The organism is Filimonas zeae (assembly GCF_014641615.1).
In the GTDB taxonomy this organism is placed as follows: Bacteria; Bacteroidota; Bacteroidia; order Chitinophagales; family Chitinophagaceae; genus Filimonas; species Filimonas zeae.
On the sequence record NZ_BMIB01000001.1, the window covers coordinates 1 to 20,576 of the forward strand.

The 20,576-nt window shown below is 40.6% G+C and carries 16 protein-coding genes and 2 rRNA genes; 16 read left to right on the top strand and 2 right to left on the bottom strand.

Going from position 1 to position 20,576, the window contains the following annotated elements:
- Both IEY13_RS00005 and rrf read left to right on the top strand, forming a co-directional pair.
- A 23S ribosomal RNA gene (locus IEY13_RS00005) occupies positions 1-2,373 on the top strand; the annotation flags it as partial.
- Between the two features lie 155 nt (positions 2,374-2,528).
- A 5S ribosomal RNA gene (rrf, locus tag IEY13_RS00010) occupies positions 2,529-2,640 on the top strand.
- 387 nt (positions 2,641-3,027) lie between these two features.
- Here rrf and rbp read toward each other — a convergent pair.
- The gene (gene rbp / locus IEY13_RS30270) at positions 3,028-3,435 is read right to left on the bottom strand and encodes an RNA-binding regulator (RefSeq protein WP_188949422.1); all 408 of its coding nucleotides are present in this window, start codon (positions 3,433-3,435) and stop codon (positions 3,028-3,030) included.
- Positions 3,436-3,647: 212 nt separating this feature from the next.
- Here rbp and IEY13_RS00020 point away from each other — a divergent pair, with 212 nt between their 5' ends.
- From IEY13_RS00020 to IEY13_RS00040, 5 genes are read left to right on the top strand one after another with little or no spacing between them, the layout of a single operon-like run.
- A complete protein-coding gene (locus tag IEY13_RS00020) occupies positions 3,648-4,937 on the top strand; it encodes an aminopeptidase P family protein (protein ID WP_188949424.1) in 1,290 nt (429 codons plus the stop codon).
- Positions 4,938-4,940: 3 nt separating this feature from the next.
- Positions 4,941-5,708 (top strand): CDP-alcohol phosphatidyltransferase family protein, encoded by a 768-nt coding sequence (locus IEY13_RS00025; RefSeq protein WP_188949426.1) that lies wholly within the window; start codon positions 4,941-4,943, stop codon positions 5,706-5,708.
- The gene (rsmI, locus tag IEY13_RS00030) at positions 5,708-6,373 is read left to right on the top strand and encodes a 16S rRNA (cytidine(1402)-2'-O)-methyltransferase (RefSeq protein ID WP_188949428.1); all 666 of its coding nucleotides are present in this window, start codon (positions 5,708-5,710) and stop codon (positions 6,371-6,373) included. The genes IEY13_RS00025 and rsmI overlap by 1 nt, the downstream gene beginning before the upstream one ends.
- Positions 6,374-6,407: 34 nt before the next feature.
- Positions 6,408-6,842: a hypothetical protein gene (locus IEY13_RS00035; RefSeq protein ID WP_188949430.1), complete on the top strand. Its 435-nt coding sequence runs from the start codon at positions 6,408-6,410 to the stop codon at positions 6,840-6,842.
- A gap of 9 nt (positions 6,843-6,851) precedes the next feature.
- Entirely contained in the window at positions 6,852-8,720 is a 1,869-nt protein-coding gene (locus tag IEY13_RS00040) for a M1 family metallopeptidase (RefSeq protein WP_188949432.1), read from the top strand.
- A 214-nt stretch (positions 8,721-8,934) separates the two neighbouring features.
- Here the strand turns inward: IEY13_RS00040 and IEY13_RS00045 are convergent, their stop codons facing one another.
- Positions 8,935-9,459, bottom strand: coding sequence for an outer membrane beta-barrel protein (locus IEY13_RS00045; protein ID WP_188949434.1), 525 nt, complete (start codon positions 9,457-9,459; stop codon positions 8,935-8,937).
- A 375-nt stretch (positions 9,460-9,834) separates the two neighbouring features.
- Here IEY13_RS00045 and IEY13_RS00050 point away from each other — a divergent pair, with 375 nt between their 5' ends.
- From IEY13_RS00050 to IEY13_RS00090, 9 genes are all read left to right on the top strand, one after another.
- Complete coding sequence (locus IEY13_RS00050) at positions 9,835-10,650, top strand: polysaccharide biosynthesis/export family protein (RefSeq protein ID WP_188949436.1); 816 nt, start codon at positions 9,835-9,837, stop codon at positions 10,648-10,650.
- Between the two features lie 11 nt (positions 10,651-10,661).
- A complete protein-coding gene (locus tag IEY13_RS00055; protein WP_188949438.1) occupies positions 10,662-13,040 on the top strand; it encodes a GumC family protein in 2,379 nt (792 codons plus the stop codon).
- Positions 13,041-13,061: 21 nt separating this feature from the next.
- The gene (gene fcl / locus IEY13_RS00060) at positions 13,062-13,985 is read left to right on the top strand and encodes a GDP-L-fucose synthase (protein WP_188949440.1); all 924 of its coding nucleotides are present in this window, start codon (positions 13,062-13,064) and stop codon (positions 13,983-13,985) included.
- A 48-nt stretch (positions 13,986-14,033) separates the two neighbouring features.
- On the top strand, positions 14,034-15,146 hold the full coding sequence (gmd, locus tag IEY13_RS00065) for a GDP-mannose 4,6-dehydratase (RefSeq protein ID WP_188949442.1): 1,113 nt from the start codon (positions 14,034-14,036) through the stop codon (positions 15,144-15,146).
- Between the two features lie 61 nt (positions 15,147-15,207).
- Entirely contained in the window at positions 15,208-16,752 is a 1,545-nt protein-coding gene (locus tag IEY13_RS00070; protein WP_188949444.1) for an MATE family efflux transporter, read from the top strand.
- 64 nt (positions 16,753-16,816) lie between these two features.
- A complete protein-coding gene (locus IEY13_RS00075) occupies positions 16,817-17,794 on the top strand; it encodes an acyltransferase family protein (RefSeq protein WP_188949446.1) in 978 nt (325 codons plus the stop codon).
- 3 nt (positions 17,795-17,797) lie between these two features.
- The gene (locus IEY13_RS00080; protein WP_188949448.1) at positions 17,798-18,589 is read left to right on the top strand and encodes a hypothetical protein; all 792 of its coding nucleotides are present in this window, start codon (positions 17,798-17,800) and stop codon (positions 18,587-18,589) included.
- Complete coding sequence (locus IEY13_RS00085; RefSeq protein WP_188949450.1) at positions 18,586-19,605, top strand: O-fucosyltransferase family protein; 1,020 nt, start codon at positions 18,586-18,588, stop codon at positions 19,603-19,605. The genes IEY13_RS00080 and IEY13_RS00085 overlap by 4 nt, the downstream gene beginning before the upstream one ends.
- Positions 19,598-20,548 (top strand): hypothetical protein, encoded by a 951-nt coding sequence (locus IEY13_RS00090; protein ID WP_188949452.1) that lies wholly within the window; start codon positions 19,598-19,600, stop codon positions 20,546-20,548. The genes IEY13_RS00085 and IEY13_RS00090 overlap by 8 nt, the downstream gene beginning before the upstream one ends.
- Positions 20,549-20,576: the final 28 nt, after the last annotated feature.

Below are 20,576 nucleotides of genomic sequence, written 5' to 3' on the forward strand. Positions count from 1 at the left end.
GGTGACGGCGTGCCTTTTGCATAATGAGCCTACGAGTTGCTCCTCACTGGCGAGGTTAAATTCGTAAACGAATGGAGCCGTAGCGAAAGCGAGTCCGAACAGGGCGGCTAGTCAGTGGGGGCAGACGCGAAACTTTGTGATCTATCCATGGGCAGGTTGAAGTTCTGGTAACACAGAATGGAGGACCGAACCCGTTAACGTTGAAAAGTTTTGGGATGACCTGTGGATAGGGGTGAAAGGCCAATCAAACTGAGAGATAGCTCGTTCTCCCCGAAATGTTTTTAGGAACAGCCTCGTATATAGAAGTTTAGCAGAGGTAGAGCTACTGATTGGGCTAGGGGGCTTCACCGCCTACCAAACCCTGACAAACTCCGAATGCTGCTAAATATCTGCGGGAGTGAGGCTGCGGGCGCTAAGGTCCGTGGCCGAGAGGGAAATAACCCAGATTAGCAACTAAGGTCCCTAATACATGGTTAAGTTGATCAAACGAGGTGGGATTTCAATAACAGCCAGGATGTTGGCTTGGAAGCAGCCATTCATTTAAAGAGTGCGTAACAGCTCACTGGTCGAGAGATCCTGCACGGAAAATAATCGGGCATCAAACCATGAACCGAAGTTCTAAATTCAGCGTAAGCTGAGTGGTAGGGGAGCATTGAAGTTGCATCGAAGCTGTTGGGCGACCAATGGTGGAGCGGCTTCAAAAGAAAATGTAGGCATAAGTAACGATAAAAGAAGTGAAAAACTTCTTCGCCGAAAGTCTAAGGGTTNATTATATCTGAGTGGTAGGGGAGCATTGAAGTTGCATCGAAGCTGTCAGGCGACTGATGGTGGAGCGGCTTCAAAAGAAAATGTAGGCATAAGTAACGATAAAAGAAGTGAAAAACTTCTTCGCCGAAAGTCTAAGGGTTCCTGATCAACGTTAATCGGATCAGGGTTAGTCTGGTCCTTAGGAAAACCCGAAAGGGGCATCTGATGGAAAGAAGGTTAATATTCCTTCACCTGCTATACATTAAAAGTGACGCATCGACGTGGTGGTTACGTACTGACAGAATAGTGCGTTGAGATGAACCTTCGGGGGAGTCGAAATCATAAAATTGGTGCCGAGAAAAGCGAGTATAGCGGCCAGTACCGCAAACCGACACAGGTAGACGGGATGAGTATTCTAAGGCGCTCGGGTGAGCCGTGGAGAAGGAACTAGGCAAATTAACGCTGTAACTTCGGGATAAGGCGTACCGCAGCGATGCGGTCTCAGTAAAATGGTTCAACCAACTGTTTAACAAAAACACAGGGCCCTGCAAAATCGAAAGATGACGTATAGAGCCTGAAACCTGCCCGGTGCCGGAAGGTTAAGGAAGGATGTTCGGAGCAATCCAAAGCTTCTGACTGAAGCCCCGGTAAACGGCGGCCGTAACTATAACGGTCCTAAGGTAGCGAAATTCCTTGTCGGGTAAGTTCCGACCTGCACGAATGGTCTAATGAGTTGAACACTGTCTCCTCCACGAGCCCGGTGAAATTGTAGTATCGGTGAAGATGCCGGTTACCCGCCACGGGACGGAAAGACCCCGTGAACCTTCACTACAACTTTGCATTGTTTTTGAGTAACAAATGTGTAGGATAGTTGGGAGACTGTGAAGTAGTGTCGCCAGGCATTATGGAGTCAACGTTGAAATACCAACCTTTTGTTACTTAGAATCTAATCCTGTTAAGGGAGACATTGCATGGTGGGTAGTTTGACTGGGGTGGTCGCCTCCTAAAAAGTAACGGAGGCTCGCAAAGGTACCTTCAGTACGGTTGGTAATCGTACGTAGAGCGCATTAGTAAAAGGGTGCTTGACTGTGAGACAAACAGGTCGATCAGGAACGAAAGTTGGCTAAAGTGATCCGGTGGTTCTGCATGGAAGGGCCATCGCTCAAAGGATAAAAGGTACTCCGGGGATAACAGGCTGATCTTACCCAAGAGCTCATATCGACGGTAAGGTTTGGCACCTCGATGTCGGTTCGTCACATCCTGGGGCTGGAGAAGGTCCCAAGGGTTCGGCTGTTCGCCGATTAAAGTGGCACGTGAACTGGGTTCAGAACGTCGCAAGACAGTTCGGTCCCTATCTGTGGTGGGCGTTAGGAAATTGAGAGGACGTGACCTTAGTACGAGAGGACCGGGTCGCATGTACCGCTGGTGAATCTGTTATGCCGCTCGGTGTATTGCAGAGTAGCTATGTACAGTCAGGATAAACGCTGAAAGCATCTAAGCGTGAAACCTACCTCAAGATGAGTTTCCTTTTAAGGGTTGTCAGAGACTATGACGTTGATAGGCTACAGATGTAAAGTTGGTAACAACAAAGTCGAGTAGTACTAATTGCCCGTAAGCTTTAATTTTTTTAACTAAGCTGAAACAAACAGGAAACATAATTAGTTAAACCTCTTTTGTTGCGCTTCCCAATATGATCTTATTATGGTTGAAGTATGAGTAGTAAACAGATAGAAGCATAAGTAACTATCAACTAATAACTACCAACTTACAGCTCAAGATCTTATGGTGATTATGCCGAGGGTGTTCACCTCTTCCCTTCCCGAACAGAGAAGTTAAGCCCCTCATGGCCGATGGTACTGCAAAGCAATGCGGGAGAGTAGGTAGTTGCCATATTTATTTAAACCGCCTTACTGGAAACAGTGAGGCGGTTTTTTTTTGTACATACCTCAGGCAAACACTGCCAGTTTTATTCTACTACATGGCTGTTTAAGTTATCTGATCAAACAGTAACCACCTGATAGTTTGCTGAATAAACTCCTGTTATCTCTTCAATAAACAGAGCACCATATTCACAACAGAATCTTATTTATCAGGGCTTAATTAAGATAAAGCAACAACAACAAGTTGTTGGCAGCGATAGCTGGCACATTTTATTTTCTTCACGGTCTTTTTCCTGATAACCAATTAATGTTTGTAAACAGGGGCTTTCTTGTTGCGAAAGTCGTGACATAAAAAAAGCCGTTCCGGAGAACAGCTTTAATAATCTTGATCAGGAAACTCTTAATAACGGTTGTATCCACCGCCACCGCCGCCTTCGCCACGGTTACGGTTATAACCACCGCCGCCGCCGCCACGGTTGAATCCACCGCCGCCACCGCCACGGTTGAACCCACCACCGCCGCCACCGAAGCTCTTCTTCTTGTAACCGCCAGCATCACCTTCTGCACGGGGAGCTGATTCGTTTACAACAATTTTACGGCCTTCGATGTCAGTTTCGTTTAACTGGCTGATGGCGTTGCGTGCTGCATCATTATCAGCCATCTCAACAAAACCAAAGCCTTTGCTGCGGTTGTTGTTGAATTTGTCGGTGATAATTTTGGCAGAAGCAACTTCGCCGAATGGTGAGAAAAGATTGTACAGATCGTCACTGGTCATGCTCCAGTTCAGGTTTCCAACGTAAATGTTCATTTGAAAAGAAATTAAAAAATTAATACCCAATACAGTAACCAAAAAACTAAAGCATTTACGCCGAAACGTCTTAGAGAAATGGAAGAACTGTACCAATAGCATACAAATGTAAGGTAATTAATTAATTGGTTGGAGATTAAAATTTCGCTATCTGAATGCCTTAACTTGCACCGGAATCAGGCATAACCATTTATTAGATAAAATTAATATAAGTGAAGAATCTGCCCATTAATAATCAACTGTTTATTGAAAACCGGAAGCGGTTTATTGCGGAGATGAGGCCGGGAAGCATTGCTATTTTTAATAGCAATGACGAAGTGCCAAGCAACGGAGATGCCATTTACCGGTTTATTCAGAACAGTGATTTATACTGGCTTACGGGAATTGAGCAGGAAGATACGATGGTGATTTTATATCCGGATAATCCGGACCCAAAGTACAGGGAAGTGCTGGTTCTGGTACGTCCGAACGAGCTGAAGGAAAAATGGGATGGAAGACGTTTAAGAGCAGCAGATGGAACGGCGATTTCGGGAATATCTACTATTGTTTGGCTGGACAATCTGGATGCTTTGCTTCAGGTATGGGTTCACCAGGCAGAAAATATATACCTGAATACAAACGAAAACGACCGCAGAAACGTAGGAGTAGAAACAAGAGACTACCGTTATGCACGTACATTGATGCAGCGTTTTCCACTGCACGCGTATCAGAGATCAGCAATCATTATGCGTAAGCTGCGTGCAGTAAAGTCTTCTTTTGAAGCCGAGGTAATGCAACAGGCTATCGACATCACGGAGAAGACCTTCCGGAGGTTGCTGCAGTTTATTAAGCCAGGTGTAATGGAGTATGAAATTGAGGCTGAAATTATGCATGAATTTCTCCGTAACCGTGCCAGAGGCGAAGCTTATGGTAGTATTATAGCCAGCGGCGATCGTGCGCGTACGCTGCATTATGTTTTTAATAACCAGGAATGTAAGGATGGGGAATTAATACTGATGGATTTTGGCGCTAATTACGGCGGTTATGCGGCTGATTTAACGCGGACGGTACCTGTGAATGGAAAATTTACTAAGCGGCAAAAGGAGGTGTATAATGCATGCCTGCACTTACACAACTATTGTAAAGAAATTTTGAAACCAGGTATATCTCTACTCGATTACACGGAAAGGGTAGGAGATGAAGCGACAGTAGTTTTTGAAAAAATAGGTTTGTTATCGAAGTCAGATATCAAAAACGAGCATAAAGAAAACAGAGCGTACCGTAAATATCTGTACCACGGCATATCACATCATCTGGGTGTGGATGTGCATGATCTGGGTACACGCACGGAGCCGCTGACAGCCGGAATGTTGCTTACCATTGAACCCGGTATCTACATTGAAGAAGAGCACATGGGTATCAGAATTGAAAACAATGTATGGCTTACTGAAAATGGAAATATTGATCTGATGCAGAACATACCAATAACAGTAGAGGAAATTGAATCATTGATGAAACGTTAAACCATGAACCGGCTTATCCCCAATATTTTTACGCTTTTTAACCTGTTTCTCGGGTGCATGGCTATTGTGGCTGTTATGCAAAGCTCACTTACAATGAGTATAGAAGCTGACGGCTCTTCTGTAGTTGTATTACCCGAAAAAATTTATATGGCTTCCATTCTGGTTGCCTGCGCAGCAGTAATAGACTTTCTGGATGGTTTTGTGGCCCGCTTGCTGAAAACCCCTTCTGAATTAGGGAAGCAACTGGACTCACTTGCAGATGTGGTGAGTTTTGGAGTAGTGCCGGGTTTAATTGCATTTCAGTTTCTGCGGTTTGCTTATGCGCAACAGGAAGATGGGCTTGATATCAATGCACTCTGGCTGCTGCCTGCATTTGTTATACCCTGTGCCGGCGCTTACCGGCTGGCCCGTTTTAATATAGACACCAGCCAGAGCTACGGTTTTAAAGGCGTGCCTATTCCGGCTGCCGGTATACTGATAGCATCCTTTCCATTAATTTATTGGTACACCACTGAAGAATGGGTTATTAAACTACTGGTGAACAAATGGTTTTGGTATGTGGTTATTATACTCATCAGCTATCTTATGATTAGCACATTGCCCATGATGGCATTGAAATTTAAGAATGTAACTATTAAAGATAACTGGCCCAAGTTAGTGATGTTGCTGGTAGCTGTATTAGCTGCTATACTGTTTCAATGGCTTGCTGTACCGGTTGTATTTGTAGTATATGTTATATTGTCTTTATCGCTTAAACAGGAGAAAGTATAGTGCTGTATCTCGTTCCCACACCATTAGGTAATCTGAAAGACATTACGCTGCGTGCACTGGAAGTGCTTCAGAGTGTAGATCTTATTTTATGCGAGGATACAAGAACTTCTTCCAAATTGCTTTCGCACTATAATATACAAAAGCCTTTATCTCCCTATCACCAGCATAATGAGCATAAGGTGGTGCAGCATCTGGCAGATCAGCTGGCAGCGGGGAAAACTATGGCGTTAATTACCGATGCCGGAACACCGGGAATTTCCGATCCGGCTTTTTTACTGGTAAGAGCCTGCGTAAGACAGAATATACGTGTGGAATGCCTGCCTGGTGCAACTGCCTTTGTTCCTGCCCTGGTAAACAGTGGCTTGCCAGCGAACAGGTTTGCTTTTGAAGGTTTTTTGCCGCCTAAAAAAGGACGGCATACCTTGTTAACAAAGCTGGCAACAGAGGAGCGAACAATTATTTTATATGAAAGTCCTGTGCGGCTTGTAAAAACGCTACAGGAAATCGGCTCCTATTTTGGAGAAGACAGACAGTGCAGCGTAAGCCGTGAACTCACCAAATTATTTGAAGAAACAGTACGCGGCACTTTAAAAGAGGTGTGCGATCATTATATAGCCAAACCTCCCAAAGGTGAAATCGTGCTGGTTATTTCTCCCCCTTCTTAGAGTAGTATTAGTATAATCCCCAAAAACCAATGAAATGAAAAACGTGTTTATTTGCGCCTTTATGTGTGTGGCGTTGTTTACAACAGCCCATGCACAATTCAGAAAAACACCCTCGCTGGTGCTGGACGCTTTCCACAAAAAATACCCTACGGCAGAACAGGCTGCATGGAAAAACAAGGACCGGGTATTTCAGGTGGCGTTTATTATGCTGGGCGTACAGTTTGAGGCAGAATTTTCTGAAACCGGAACCTGGCTTCAGTGTGCGCAGGATATTTTACCGGTTACTATTCCGGATGATGTAATGTACGGCGTTGGAAAAACCCAGTATAAGGGTTGGGACGTAAAAGAGGCAGCTTTTATTACCTTGCCGGAGGATAAGACGGAATACAGGCTGCTGTTATTTAAAAATGTTGTACAGCAGAAATACCTGTTTTTTGATCCGAGTGGTGAATTGAGAGCTATTAAATAAATGAGTGTAATGAATCGAATAAAATATTTTGTAGTGGTGGCAACTCTTTTGACCACTCAGGCACTATATGCACAACCCGATCGTTGGCAGCAACGTGTGAAGTACCAGATTAATGTGGATATGGATGTTAATACCAATCGGTTCTCAGGAGAAGAAAAAGTGGAATACTGGAATAATTCACCCGATACTTTACATCGTATTTTTATTCACCTATACTGGAATGCTTTTCAACCCAACAGTATGATGGACGTACGTAGCCGTGCGCTGGGAAAAATTCTGCTTGGTTACGATAAAAGCAATAACGAAGTATTGGACTGGGACGCACGTGTTAAAGACCGCATCAGCAAACTCACCCCTGAAGAAATCGGATACCAGCAGGTAGAGTATGTAAAAATGGGTGGGAAAACGCAGCAGCTGACAGAACATGAAACCATTCTGGAAGTAAATTTGGATAAACCCCTTCTTCCAAAATCTAAAACCACTTTCGATATTGCTTTTAAAGCGCAGGTGCCTTTACAGGTGCGCCGCAGTGGCCGTGATAATAAAGAAGGTATTCGTTACAGCATGAGCCAGTGGTATCCGAAAATTGCAGAATATGATTATCAGGGCTGGAATGCAAACCCTTATATTGCGCGGGAGTTTTATGGAGTATGGGGTGATTATGATGTAAACATTACCATTGATAAAGATTATATACTGGCAGGTACCGGAACCATTCAGAATCCGAATGAAGTAAGGCATGGATATGAAACTGCCACAGCGGCTTCTGGTGCAGTTACCAAATCTAATGCGTTGGTATGGCGTTTCAGTGCACAGAATGTGCATGATTTCATGTGGGCGGCAGATACCGCTTATGGTGTTATCAAAAAGCAGGCAGCCAATGGTCCATTAATTTATGTGGTGCATAAAAAAGTAGATTCAGCACAGGCGGCGTGGCAGCTATTGGCTGATACAGCTGCTTATGCTTACCCATATATTGCCAAAACCTTTGGAGCTTATCCATATAAGAACTATTCCTTTATACAGGGTGGCGATGGCGGTATGGAATATCCGATGGCAACTTTGATAAAGAGCCCAAGCCAGGGAACCGCTATTCATGAATGGATGCATAGCTGGTATCAGGGAATGATGGCTTCCAATGAAAGTTTATATCCGTGGATGGATGAAGGGTTTACTACTTATGCTGAGCTGCGCGTGTCAGGCTATCTGCACAATAATAAAGAGTTCTGGTGGAAAAATGCTTATGAAGGTTATTATCGTCTTGTGCAAAGCAGACGTGAAGAGCCTATGAGCACGCATGCAGATCATTATAATACCAATTATGCCTACAGTAATGCGGCATATAGTAAAGGTGCTGTTTTTCTGGAGCAACTGTCTTATATAGTAGGAAACACTACTCTGGATAAAATATTGCTGGAGTATTATCAGCAATGGCGTTTTAAACATCCTAATCCTAACGATTTTATCCGTATTGCTGAGAAAGTGAGTGGTATGGAGTTGGATTGGTATAAGGAGTATTGGATGTGCACTACTAAAACCATTGACTACGCCATAGGGAATATTCATCTTGTAGATGGCAAAACGGCAATAACTCTGAAAAAGCTGGGTGATATGCCTATGCCATTGGATGTGCTGATTACTTTTAAAGATGGTAGTAAGGAAATGCATTACATACCTATGAATCTGATGTACGGGCAAAAAATGCAGGAGTCAGATGATTATAAGTGGTTAGTGCATGACGAATGGAAATGGACACATCCTGAATACAGTCTTGGAATAACCAGGAGTATTAAAGATATTAAATCGATAGAGATTGATCCGGGATTAAGATTAGCGGACGTAAACAGGATAAACAACCTACTGGTGGTACCTGATTAAGAATGATTTGATAGTATCAGCAAAAGGCAGAAGTAATCTATTCACTTCTGCCTTTTTTATTGGCAATATCATCCGGCTTAGTGCCGACATTTACTACAGATAAACTTCCTGAATATAAGCATTGCCTTAAAAGAGAGAAGGCCCTATTATAACAATGGGGCCTTCTCTCTTTTATAATTGGCTGTATTCCAATTCTTTTTCTATCTACTGTGTTCTATTGCAGGCTGAACCCATAGCCTATCCCTATAGCAATAAACGAAAGGCTGTTAGTATTACCACCAAATCCCTGATAGCGTGCAGAAAGATCTATTTTGTTGTTAATTAAGTAACCGAGCGCTACTCCATAGGTGCCTGCAAGGTGTTTGGTGCCATCAGCAGTTAACCCAAGTTTAGGTTCTATGTAAAGTGTATTATAGTTGTATAGCGGGCTTAAATAGTAACGGTATCCCGCCATCAAAGCAAGAATATTACGTGCTTTAAAGTTGGCAGACTTGTTAGGCTGCTTTTTCCCCATAAAACTCATGAGAGAGCCTGCAAGTACAAAATCGCTACGTTCTCCTATAGGGAGGGTATATTTAGCGGTTCCACCTATTCCGGGTTTGTTTTTGTCGGACATTCCGGCAGTTAAAGGAAATGCCGCATCCAATCCTAATACCAAAGACGGGGAGTCATCATAATATTGGGCACAGACTGCACTGGTTACAAATACAAGCATAAGTGCTAGTATAACTTTCCTCATACGGATATTGGTTTTATCAACGAAAATACAAAACGGCTATAGTTTTCACTATTAATTTATTAACATATTTAAAAAAAAATACTGTGGAAGGCATATTGTTAAATTTGATGAAAAACGATTAAGTTTGTGCCAATCAATATCCGAAAATCAAGGCGAAAAGCCCATATAACTGAAAATCCAAAATATAGTATGGTCTGAAGTACCTGTTTTCTCTGAATTTTCCCCCCATCGTTATATCTCCACTTAAGTGAAGGGCAGTAGTCCTCTTCGATATTGTTTGTATTGCTATATGAAAAAACGTGACTTATGTGAGTGAGATTGGCGAAGCTTTGAGCAATAACACCTTATTTTTAATTCCTAATTTGCAAATCTGATATGAAACTGGTCTCTTTAAGCACAAAGAACAGATTCGCTGTTATAATCAACTTCTTTTTCTTTTCAGTGGTGCTTTTATCGTGCAGAGCTCCTAAGAATATCGCTTATTTCAGGGATATTCCGGATTCTACCGGCAATAGTTTTCCTGGAATTCCGTCACAACCCTTCACCGATCCCCTCATTAAAAGCAACGATATTCTGCAAGTTTCTATTCTTACACTGGATCCGCAACAAAATGTGGGTTTAACTTCAACCAATGCCAGTACGTATGCTACCAATTCTTCGGCAGGTGCTGCTCCTGATATTCAAGGATTTATGGTAGACAGTAAAGGAGAAATAGAACTTCCGATTATTGGCAGAACACGAGTAACAGGGTTAACAACCACCCAGATTAAAGACTCTATTCATGCTAAAGTAGCAGTGTATTATAAAAATCCGGTTGTGAACGTAAGGCTGGTTAATTTTAATATTACTGTACTTGGTGAGGTTAACCGCCCGGGAACCTACGTTGTAGCTAATGAAAAGGCTAACCTTTTAGATGCTATTGGTATGGCAGGAGATTTAACTATATATGGCAAACGTGAGAATGTGATGTTGGTTAGAGACTCAGCTGGTACAAAGTTGTTCGGTCGTTTTAACCTTACTGCTACCGATAAAGTAATAAAATCGCCCTTTTATTATCTAAGGCAGGGGGATGTGATTTATGTTGAACCTAGTAAAGCAAAAATTGCATCTACCGACGTTATGAGAACCAGAACTTATGCGTTAATAGCATCGATAATTACTGTATTTGTTGTTGTAATTTCTAAACTTTAGATTTTTAATACATGCAAGCAGAATCTCCTGAGCTTTTGCATTTGGAAGATGATGAAAACGAAAACAATAGTTCCGTTTTTATTCAGAAACTGATTAACAAAGTGTTTGTTTTATGGCCATGGGTTTTATTGTCTGTAGTATTATGTACCGGCCTGGCCTTCCTTAAATTTAAACTGTCTACTCCCATTTATATGTCTGCTGCATCTGTTCTGGTGCAGGATGACAAGAAGGGAACTGATTTTGGAGAAGCCAGCATGTTGCAGGACTTTGGTGTGCTTTTTGGAAAAAGCAGTGTTGACAACGAAGCTGAGATTTTCAAAAGCCGCTCTCTGATGGAGCAGGTTATTATAGAATTGCAGCTGAATGTACGCTATTACATTGAAGGGCGTGTGCAAAAAAAAGAACTATTTTCAACACGGCCTGTTAGTGTGCATTTGCTGGAGATTTCATCTCATACACCGGCTCCGGAGGCTTATACCATTCAGGTAAATAAGGAGCAGGATTCGTTTGTTTTAATTGGTGATGAAAAAACCGTAAACGGTAAAATTGGAGATACTGTACGTCTTAAATATGGAAAAGCTGTTATATTAAAAGAGGCTGGTTTTAGTGGGTGGGATAATGCTCAGGCTTTGTTTGTAAGTATTAACTCTTTAGATGCAACCAGCAGGCAGTATACTAACGCTTTACGGGTAGCAGTTGCTAATAAATCAGTTAGCGTAATTAATCTGACATTGAATGAAGTATTGCCTGAAAAAGGGGAGATTATTTTAAACGCTTTAATCAGATCTTATCTTCAGGCCAGTATTAATGATAAAAGCAGAATGGCTGACAGTACCGTTAAATTTATTGATGAAAGATTGCGGTTGGTTTTTGGAGAGTTGTCTGGTATTGAAAATGAAATCGAGAATTTTAAAACTGTGAATAAACTTACTGATGTAAGTGAGCAAGCCAAATTGTTGCTTGATAATACAAGTGAGTATAGTAAGCAACAAACTGCACAGGAAGTTCAGTTAGCCATTGTTAAAGAGGTAGAAGGCTTTTTGAAAGCTAATATAGATAATTCCAGAGCAGTGCCATCTTCTCTGGTTGTTCAGGATCAGAGTTTTGTTGCTCTGGTACAACAGTATAACGAATTACAATTGCAGCGGGAAAAAATGCTGATGAGCCAGACGACGGAGCATCCTGCAGTAAAAACTGTTGATGAGCAACTACGTAACCTTCGCCTGCAATTACTAAGCAGTATCAGTTCTATTAAAAAAGGAATTGAAGTTGCCATTTCGGAACTTAGAACAAGAACACAGTCATTTGTAAATCAGATCAGCAAAGTACCAGCTAAAGAGCGTGTATTTCTGGATTATTCCAGACAACAGGCTATTAAGCAGGAGTTGTACTTATTTCTTTTGAAGAAAAGAGAGGAAACAGCTATATCTAAGTCGTCTACCATTGCCAACGCCAGAATCATAGATATGGCAAAGGCTAATAAAGTGCCTATAGCACCTAATCGTAACAGCATATTAATGGTAGGTTTTATGCTGGGCTTACTAATTCCATTTGCCATTAGCTACGGCCGCGACTTTTTAAATAATAGAATTTCTTCTCAGGAAGATATTGCGGCTTATACAGATGTACCTATTCTGGCTGAAATAGGACATCATGAAGAAGAAAATGTAATAGCTATCAATGCCACTTCCCGAACACTTGTGGCCGAACATTTCCGGGCGTTGCGAACCAATTTGCAATATGTTTTGCCTCAGGCAGATAAAAAACTGATATTGATTACTTCCAGCATGAGTGGGGAAGGAAAGTCTTTTCTTTCTATCAATCTGAGTGCAAGTCTGGGTTTGGCAGGTAAAAAAGTAATATTACTGGAACTGGATTTAAGAAGGCCGAAGATATCAGAGGATCTGAAATTACAGAAGAGCGGATTTACGAATCTGATGGTTTCTGAAGATCTTGACTGGAAGAAATGGATACAGAGATCGGCTTTGCAGGATGGTTTTGATGTGTTATCGTCAGGCCCGTTACCTCCTAACCCGTCAGAGATATTGATGTTGCCTAAAGTAGAAACTTTATTTAATGAATTAAGGCAGCATTACGATTATATAATAATTGACTCTGCTCCAATCGGGTTGGTTACAGACGCGCAGATAATAGCTTCCTATGCTGATCTTACACTGTATATTGTAAGGCATCACTTTACTTATAAGCAACAGCTGAAAGCGGTAGAGAAATTGTATAAAAAGCGTGTTTTACCTAAGATGAATATTATTGTAAACGATATCATATTAAAGAAACCTACTTACGGGTATGGCTATGGTTATGATTTTTATCTCTATGGCTATGATTCCGGCGAGAAAAAAACACATAACAGAAAGGGCAAAAAGAAGTAAGCTTTTATATAATATTTAAAGATGGAAAAGAATAACAAGATATACATTGCCGGGCACCGTGGAATGGTGGGGGGCGCTATATTAAGGAAGTTAAAGGCAGAAGGTTACACTGATGTCATTACCCGTTCTTCTGCAGAACTTGATTTGCGGGATCAGAATGCAGTAAATACATTTTTTGAAACAGAAAAACCAGAATATGTTTTTTTAGCCGCTGCAAAGGTGGGGGGAATTCACGCTAATAATACTTACAGAGCCGAATTCCTTTACGATAATCTGATGATTGAGGCTAATATTATACATAGTGCTTACAAGACCGGGGTTAAGAAACTCATGTTCTTAGGAAGTTCATGTATTTATCCTAAACTTGCGCCGCAGCCTTTAAGGGAAGATTATTTACTTACTGGTCCTTTGGAACAGACTAATGAGCCTTATGCTATAGCTAAAATAACCGGCATAAAGTTATGCGAAGCATATAGAGACCAGTATGGTTGCAATTTTATTAGTGTAATGCCTACCAATTTATATGGAATAGGAGACAACTATCATCCTGAAAATTCACATGTGTTGCCTGCGCTTATCAGAAGGTTTCATGAGGCGAAAATGAAAGGCGACCCATCCGTAACAGTGTGGGGAAGTGGCAGCCCTAAAAGAGAGTTTTTGTATGCAGATGATCTGGCCAATGCTTGTGTTTATCTCATGCTGAATTATAATGAAAAGGAATTGGTAAATATTGGCACTGGCGAAGACCTGACTATTAAAGAACTGGCAGGCATAGTTAAAGAAGTAACAGGCTTTGAAGGCGAGCTTTTGTTTGATGCTTCAAAACCTGATGGTACGCCAAGGAAGTTAATGGACGTGTCAAAACTATCCGGTCTGGGCTGGAAATATACAACTGCTCTTAAAGAGGGCATTGAAAAAGCTTATCAGGATTTTCTTTCAAAATAGCTGTTTAAAAAACAATTTATCCATAATCAATTTAATCAAAAGATCGCTATGAAAAAAGCGCTTATTACAGGTATAACAGGACAAGATGGAGCTTATCTTTCCGAGCTGTTGTTAGAAAAAGGATATGAAGTTCATGGATTAAAAAGGAGAAGTTCCTTGTTTAATACAGATCGTATTGATCACCTGTATCAGGATCCTCACGAGGAGAACGTTAGATTTAAGCTGCACTACGGCGATCTTAATGACAGCACCAATTTAATTAGAATTGTTCAGGAAATACAACCGGACGAAATATATAACCTTGGTGCCATGAGCCATGTTAAGGTTAGCTTTGATACTCCGGAGTACACAGCTAATGCTGATGGTATTGGTACATTGAGAATTCTGGAGGCGGTAAGGATTCTGGGGCTGACCGGAAAAACCAAAATATATCAGGCTTCTACTTCTGAATTATATGGATTGGTTCAGGCTGTTCCCCAATCTGAAACAACTCCTTTTTACCCACGTTCTCCTTATGCCGTTGCTAAACTTTACGGTTACTGGATTACAGTAAACTACAGAGAAGCTTACAATATGTTTGCTTGTAATGGCATCTTATTTAACCATGAGAGCCCATTACGTGGTGAGACTTTTGTAACAAGAAAAATTACCAGAGCGGTTGCTAAAATTGCTTTAGGCCTGCAGGATAAGCTTTACATGGGCAACATTGATGCTAAACGCGACTGGGGACATGCCAAAGATTATGTAGAGGCAATGTGGCTGATTTTGCAGCAGGATACACCAGAAGATTTTGTTATTGCTACTGGTGTAACAACAACTGTAAGAGAATTTATTAAAATGGCTTTTCAGGAGGTGGGCATTGAGGTTGAATTTAAAGGCGAAGGTGTAGACGAGAAAGCTTATGTGGTAAAAGCCAGCAACCCTGATTATTCACTGCCGGTGGGAACAGAGGTTATGGCCATTGATCCGAGATATTTCAGACCAACAGAAGTAGAATTACTGATTGGTGATCCTACCAAGTCTAAGACTAAATTGGGATGGAAGCCTAAGTATGATTTAGCGGCATTAGTAAAGGAAATGGTTGCTGCTGATGTTGAATGTTTCCGGAAAGAAACCCTGCTGAAATCGCACGGCTACAGCATCAGAAATCAGTACGAATAGAAGTTATAAATACAGGTAAATACGGATTCAAGAGGTTTTAAAAGAACAATTACATAGCTGCATGAAAGCTGCTGACAGAGTGGTGGTAAATACAGGCATACTGTATGCCAGGATGGGAGTTACAATTTTCTTTTCGCTTTATACTACGCGTGTATTATTGGCTACGCTGGGAGTGAATGATTTTGGCATTTTTAACCTTGTGGGCGGCGCTATAGCAATGCTGACTTTTTTGAATACGGCTATGACAGCGGCCACGCAGCGTTTTATTTCTTATGCAGAAGGTGCGGGAGATAAAGAGAGGCAGAAAAGCATTTTTAATGTCAGTGTTGTATTACATCTTCTGATTGCAGTAATTATTGCTATTATACTGGAAGTAGTTGGTTATTTTCTTTTTGATGGTGTTTTTAAAATTCCTGTAGACCGGATATACGGTGCTAAAATTGTGTATCAATTCATGATTGTTAGCACCGTATTTACCATTATATCAGTACCGTATGATGCTGTTATTAACGCACACGAGAACATGCTTTTGTATGCGATATTGGGGGTTATTGAATCTGTATTAAAACTGGTTATAGCAGTTTACCTGATACATACCTCTTATGACAGATTGATTGCGTATGGGTTATTAACTGCATTACTTTCTATTGTTCTATTGTTAATACGTAGATTTTACTGCAGGGCTAAGTATAAAGAATGTGAAATCAACTTAAAGAGGTACTATAAAAAATCTACGTTTAAAGAACTAAGCAATTTTGCCGGATGGTCTTTTTTAGGAACGTCTACCAGTATGCTCACTAATTACGGGCAAGGGGTGGTAATGAACTCCTTTTTTGGCCCTATAGTCAACACTGCCCAGGGCATAGCTAACCAGGTAAGCGGGCAGCTGGGGGTATTTGCTGGTACTATGCAGAAAGCTTTAAACCCGGTAATTGGAAAAAGCGAAGGTGCGGGAGATCGTACTTTAATGTTGCGGGCTTCTACCATGGGTAGTAAAGTGTCTTTTTTTCTGCTGATGCTTTTTTTTATTCCTGTTCTGATTGACATACCCTATATATTTGGCGTATGGTTGAAGAAGGTGCCGGAATATGTAGTTGTTTTTTGCAGATTATTGCTGATCAGAAATCTTGTGGAGCAGTTGTTTACCACCTTGTCTGTAGCTATTGCAGCAGTGGGAAATATCAAAAAATATCAGATCTATCGTTCGCTTGTTAATATTATTCCTTTAATTCTTTCTTACTTTCTATTTTCCTTACATTATCCTGCTTACACCATTTATCTGGTTTTTCTTGGGTATTCCTTAATGAATGGAGTGGTGCTTTTATATTTTGCAAAAAAAGTTTGCGGGCTTTCTATCAGCGACTATATGAAAAATGTGGTAGGACGTTGCGTGTTGCTTTTTTTACTTATCCTTTCGTTAGCGTCTATACCGGTTTTTGTGATGGATGAAGGGTTTAAACGTTTAATTTTTATACTGTTTTTAAATACAGTTTTTTTCTTTATAGGCACATGGTTTATAGGATTTTCCGGTGAAGAGAGAAAACCGGTTTATAACCTGATCAGTAATCTGATGATTAAATTAAAGCTTAAACGAAAGTTGGCTTAGATGATATTAGTGTATGTGCGGGCATGCATTTTAGAACTAAGCTTCTGACTATTCAACCTTAAATATGGGAAAAATACTTTCACCAGGAATATCCAGGTCAACCACCTCGCAATTAAAAGGTATTGCCTGTATAATGATAGCCATACATCATTATGTGCATTTTGCATCGAATAGCCATAATATTGTAACATACATTATCTCCGCTCACTTCGGGTATCTGTTTGTTTCTCTTTTCTTTTTATTATCGGCTTATGGTTTAACAGAAGCGGAAAGTGCCAAAAGGCAAAGCTTCGGTCTGTTTCTTAAGAAACGCTTATTTAAAATATGTCAGCCGTTTATAATAATGAATATTATTGCATTGGCTATATATGGTCTTGTAGGTTATAGAACCTTTTCAGCCAAAGATGTTTTTTTATACACTTTTGGAATAAAACTTATTGATCCGGTATGTTGGTACATACTTGTGTCGCTGATGCTTTATATTTTCTTCTGGATCTCATTTCAATTTAAGCGCAACTGTTACAGAGTTGCTGTGCTGCTACTGCTTTCAGTATTGTATATGCTTGCTGGTCATTTTTACTTTCATTTGCCAGAGAATATATATATGAGTGTACTCTCTTTCCCTTTGGGTATGAGTCTTTCCTTGTATAAGGAACAGATATGGCAGTGGATAAGGAATCGTTATTTTCTCGTATACAATGCAGTATATGTATTCGCTATTTTAGCGGTAGCATTTGGTTTTCATAAGCTTGGCATAAACATGTTCCAGACTATTTGTATGTCGTTCATTTTAGTGCCTACGTATCTCTTTATTTCATACAAAGATGTTCTGAAGTTAAAAGTCCTTGATTTTTTTGGAAATATATCTTACGAGATATATCTGGTACACATGAAAGTGCTTGTGTTAATGCGTCTTTTTATCAGCGGTTATACAAACCTGGCCTCGTTTATGCTTTTGGTGTTAGTTTTTGCTTATCTGTTCAGTTTATTTTTATCCTTCATCAATAAAAGGAAAACAAATAAAGTTATCTTAACCAATTAACTCATGCGAGATTGTCCTGTTTTCATAAGCTCTTCAGACGCATATTCGGATCTTTGGCCCATGTTTTTTGCACTTTTTAAAAAGTACTGGCCTGCATATGATGGAACGATATACCTGAATACCGAAACAAAGCTGTTCTCATACGAAGGATTGGACATCAGGTGTACTATGGTGGGAAAACTCAGGAATTTTGGAGAAACTTTCCGGGCCGGACTTGATAAGATAGACTCTCCCCATGTGTTGTTGATTATGATCGACTATTTCTTCATGGGTGAGGTAAATGAGAATGAATTAAGAGGTTATTTTGAGTACTTTAAGGAAAAGAATCTGGATTCGCTATGTTTAAGAAAAAATCCATATACAACTATACAAAAGCTTGATTATAAAGATTTGAATCTGGTTATTCCACCATCCAGAGACATGTTTTCTTTTCAGATTGCTTTTTGGAAAAGGGAAATGCTTTACGAAATGGTGTTACCTCATGAAACGCCATGGTTATCTGAATGGTTTGGTACACTGCGTGGAAATGTAATTAAACTTAAGCTGGCTTATACTGCTAATAACAACACTGCTATCAGCTACCTTTCGGAGGGTGCCCTGCATAAGGGGAAGTGGGTGGAACCAATGGTTAAGTTTTTGAATGAGATATCTTATGAAGTAGATTTTTCTAAAAGAGGCTTTTTTGAGGATAAACCCCTGGCATTTCGGGAAAGGCTTAAGCGCAGAATTAATACACTTATACCAAGGTCATTATCCAGCCTGGATTTGTTAAGAAGGAAAATTTATAAGAAATGACAGTATCTGAACTGGTGGGGAAAATCAGGCTGCGTATCTGGTATAAAATAATACAAAAAACAGTAAATACAGGTACATATCCTAAACTGTATAAATCATACTGGCATTGGCTGTTGAATAGGAAGAGTACTACTACCGATAATCAGATGAGGTATTATACCGCTATTCCCAACAAGGGGGCGGGCATTGGCCACCAAATGGCCAATTGGATAGCAGGTTACTGGTATGCGAGGCAGTTTGGGCTTAGGTTTGCCCATGAGCCTTTTTCCAAAGAAAGCTGGGAAACGTTTTTAGGTTTTGGAGAAGGTGAGGAAAAAGTGGAGACGCTGGTCAAAAATGGCTATAAAAAAGTAAAACTACCTTTGTTCAGGGAATCCAGGCCTCATGAGTTTGCGTTGAATAAAAACATCATAGACTCCTATAAAGGAAAGAAGGTTGTATTTATCGCGGAACAAGACCAGTTTTACAGAGATCAATACGGTGTGGTTGAGGACCTCAGAAGAAAGTTTTTTGCTGCACAGGAGAGAAGTAATGACCAGTTCATTTACTCAAGGCAACACCTGAATGTAGCTATACATGTGCGGCGTGGTGATATTTTACCAGGACAGCAAAACCAGAACCCCAACCTGGTAATGCGTTGGCAGGATAATTCTTATTTTGAAAAAGTGCTGACAAGGGTATTGGCTGTGATACCAACAACCAGGCCTGTTGCTATTTACCTTTTTTCTCAGGGAAACCGGGAGGATTTCAGCGAGTTTGAGAAATTTGAGAACATTCATTTTTGCCTTGATATGGGGCCGAAGGAAAGCTTCCTGCATATGGTATTTGCCGACATTCTGATAACAAGTAAAAGTTCATTTTCTTATAAACCTGCTTTAATATCTAAAGGGATTAAGGTATGCCCCGAAAACTTCTGGCATAAATATCCTAAAAGCGCTGATTATATTCTGGCCGGAGATAATGCACTGTTTAATGAAGAACATTTAACTGATCAATTGCATCAAATCAATGAATAAATTATATAATACTTACTGTAAGCTGGTTGGTGCTGATAACTTATTCGGTAATTCTAAAGAAAATGCACAGTTTACTGAAGATCCTGCATCTTCTTTGATCAAAGAAGCGATTACGTCCGGAAAGCCGCTTATGATTGCGCGTTTAGGTGCAACGGAGTTAAATGCTATCCTGAATTATCACTTTGTTAACACCAGCCTTATTAATAACATTGGAAACATATTCAGAGGCATTCCATATTTTATGACCTACAAAAAAGGGGTTATGGAAAATATGAATGTGCTTTCCGGCTTTTTTCCTTCTACAAAAGAGAACCTCGATCGTTTTGCTAAGATGTCTCTGGAAGATATGGGGCAAATAGATATATTAGGTTCCTGGTTGAAGCAGGAACGATTTCTGTTTCCATTTATGAGCCAGGATCACGCGAGAATACGGTTATGGGATTTAACTCCTTTTAAGCATGAAAATCCCTGGACGGAGGCGCTTGCCGGTAAAAAGGTATTGATAGTGCATCCATTTGAGGACACTATTATTTCGCAGTATAAGAAAAGAGAATTTTTATTTAAAGATCCCAGAGTGCTGCCTGCGTTTGAATTAAAGACTGTTAAGGCAGTTCAATCTGCAGGTGACCATGACAGTGGGTTTAAAAGCTGGTTTGAAGCACTGGATTATATGACTGATCAGATCAGCGCGAAGGATTTTGATATTGCATTGCTGGGATGTGGTGCTTATGGACTGCCTCTGGCTGCCAGGATAAAGAGGATGGGAAAGCAGGCTATTCATATAGGAGGAGCACTACAGTCATTATTTGGTATTAAAGGAGCCCGCTGGGAGCGCCCGCCTTATAATTTTCATGAGCTATACTATAATGAATGTTGGGTAAGGCCTAATGACGCTGATAAACCAGCAGGTGCGCAGAAGATTGAAGGTGCGTGCTATTGGTAGGATATTTCAATCTTAGTACAATCTAATA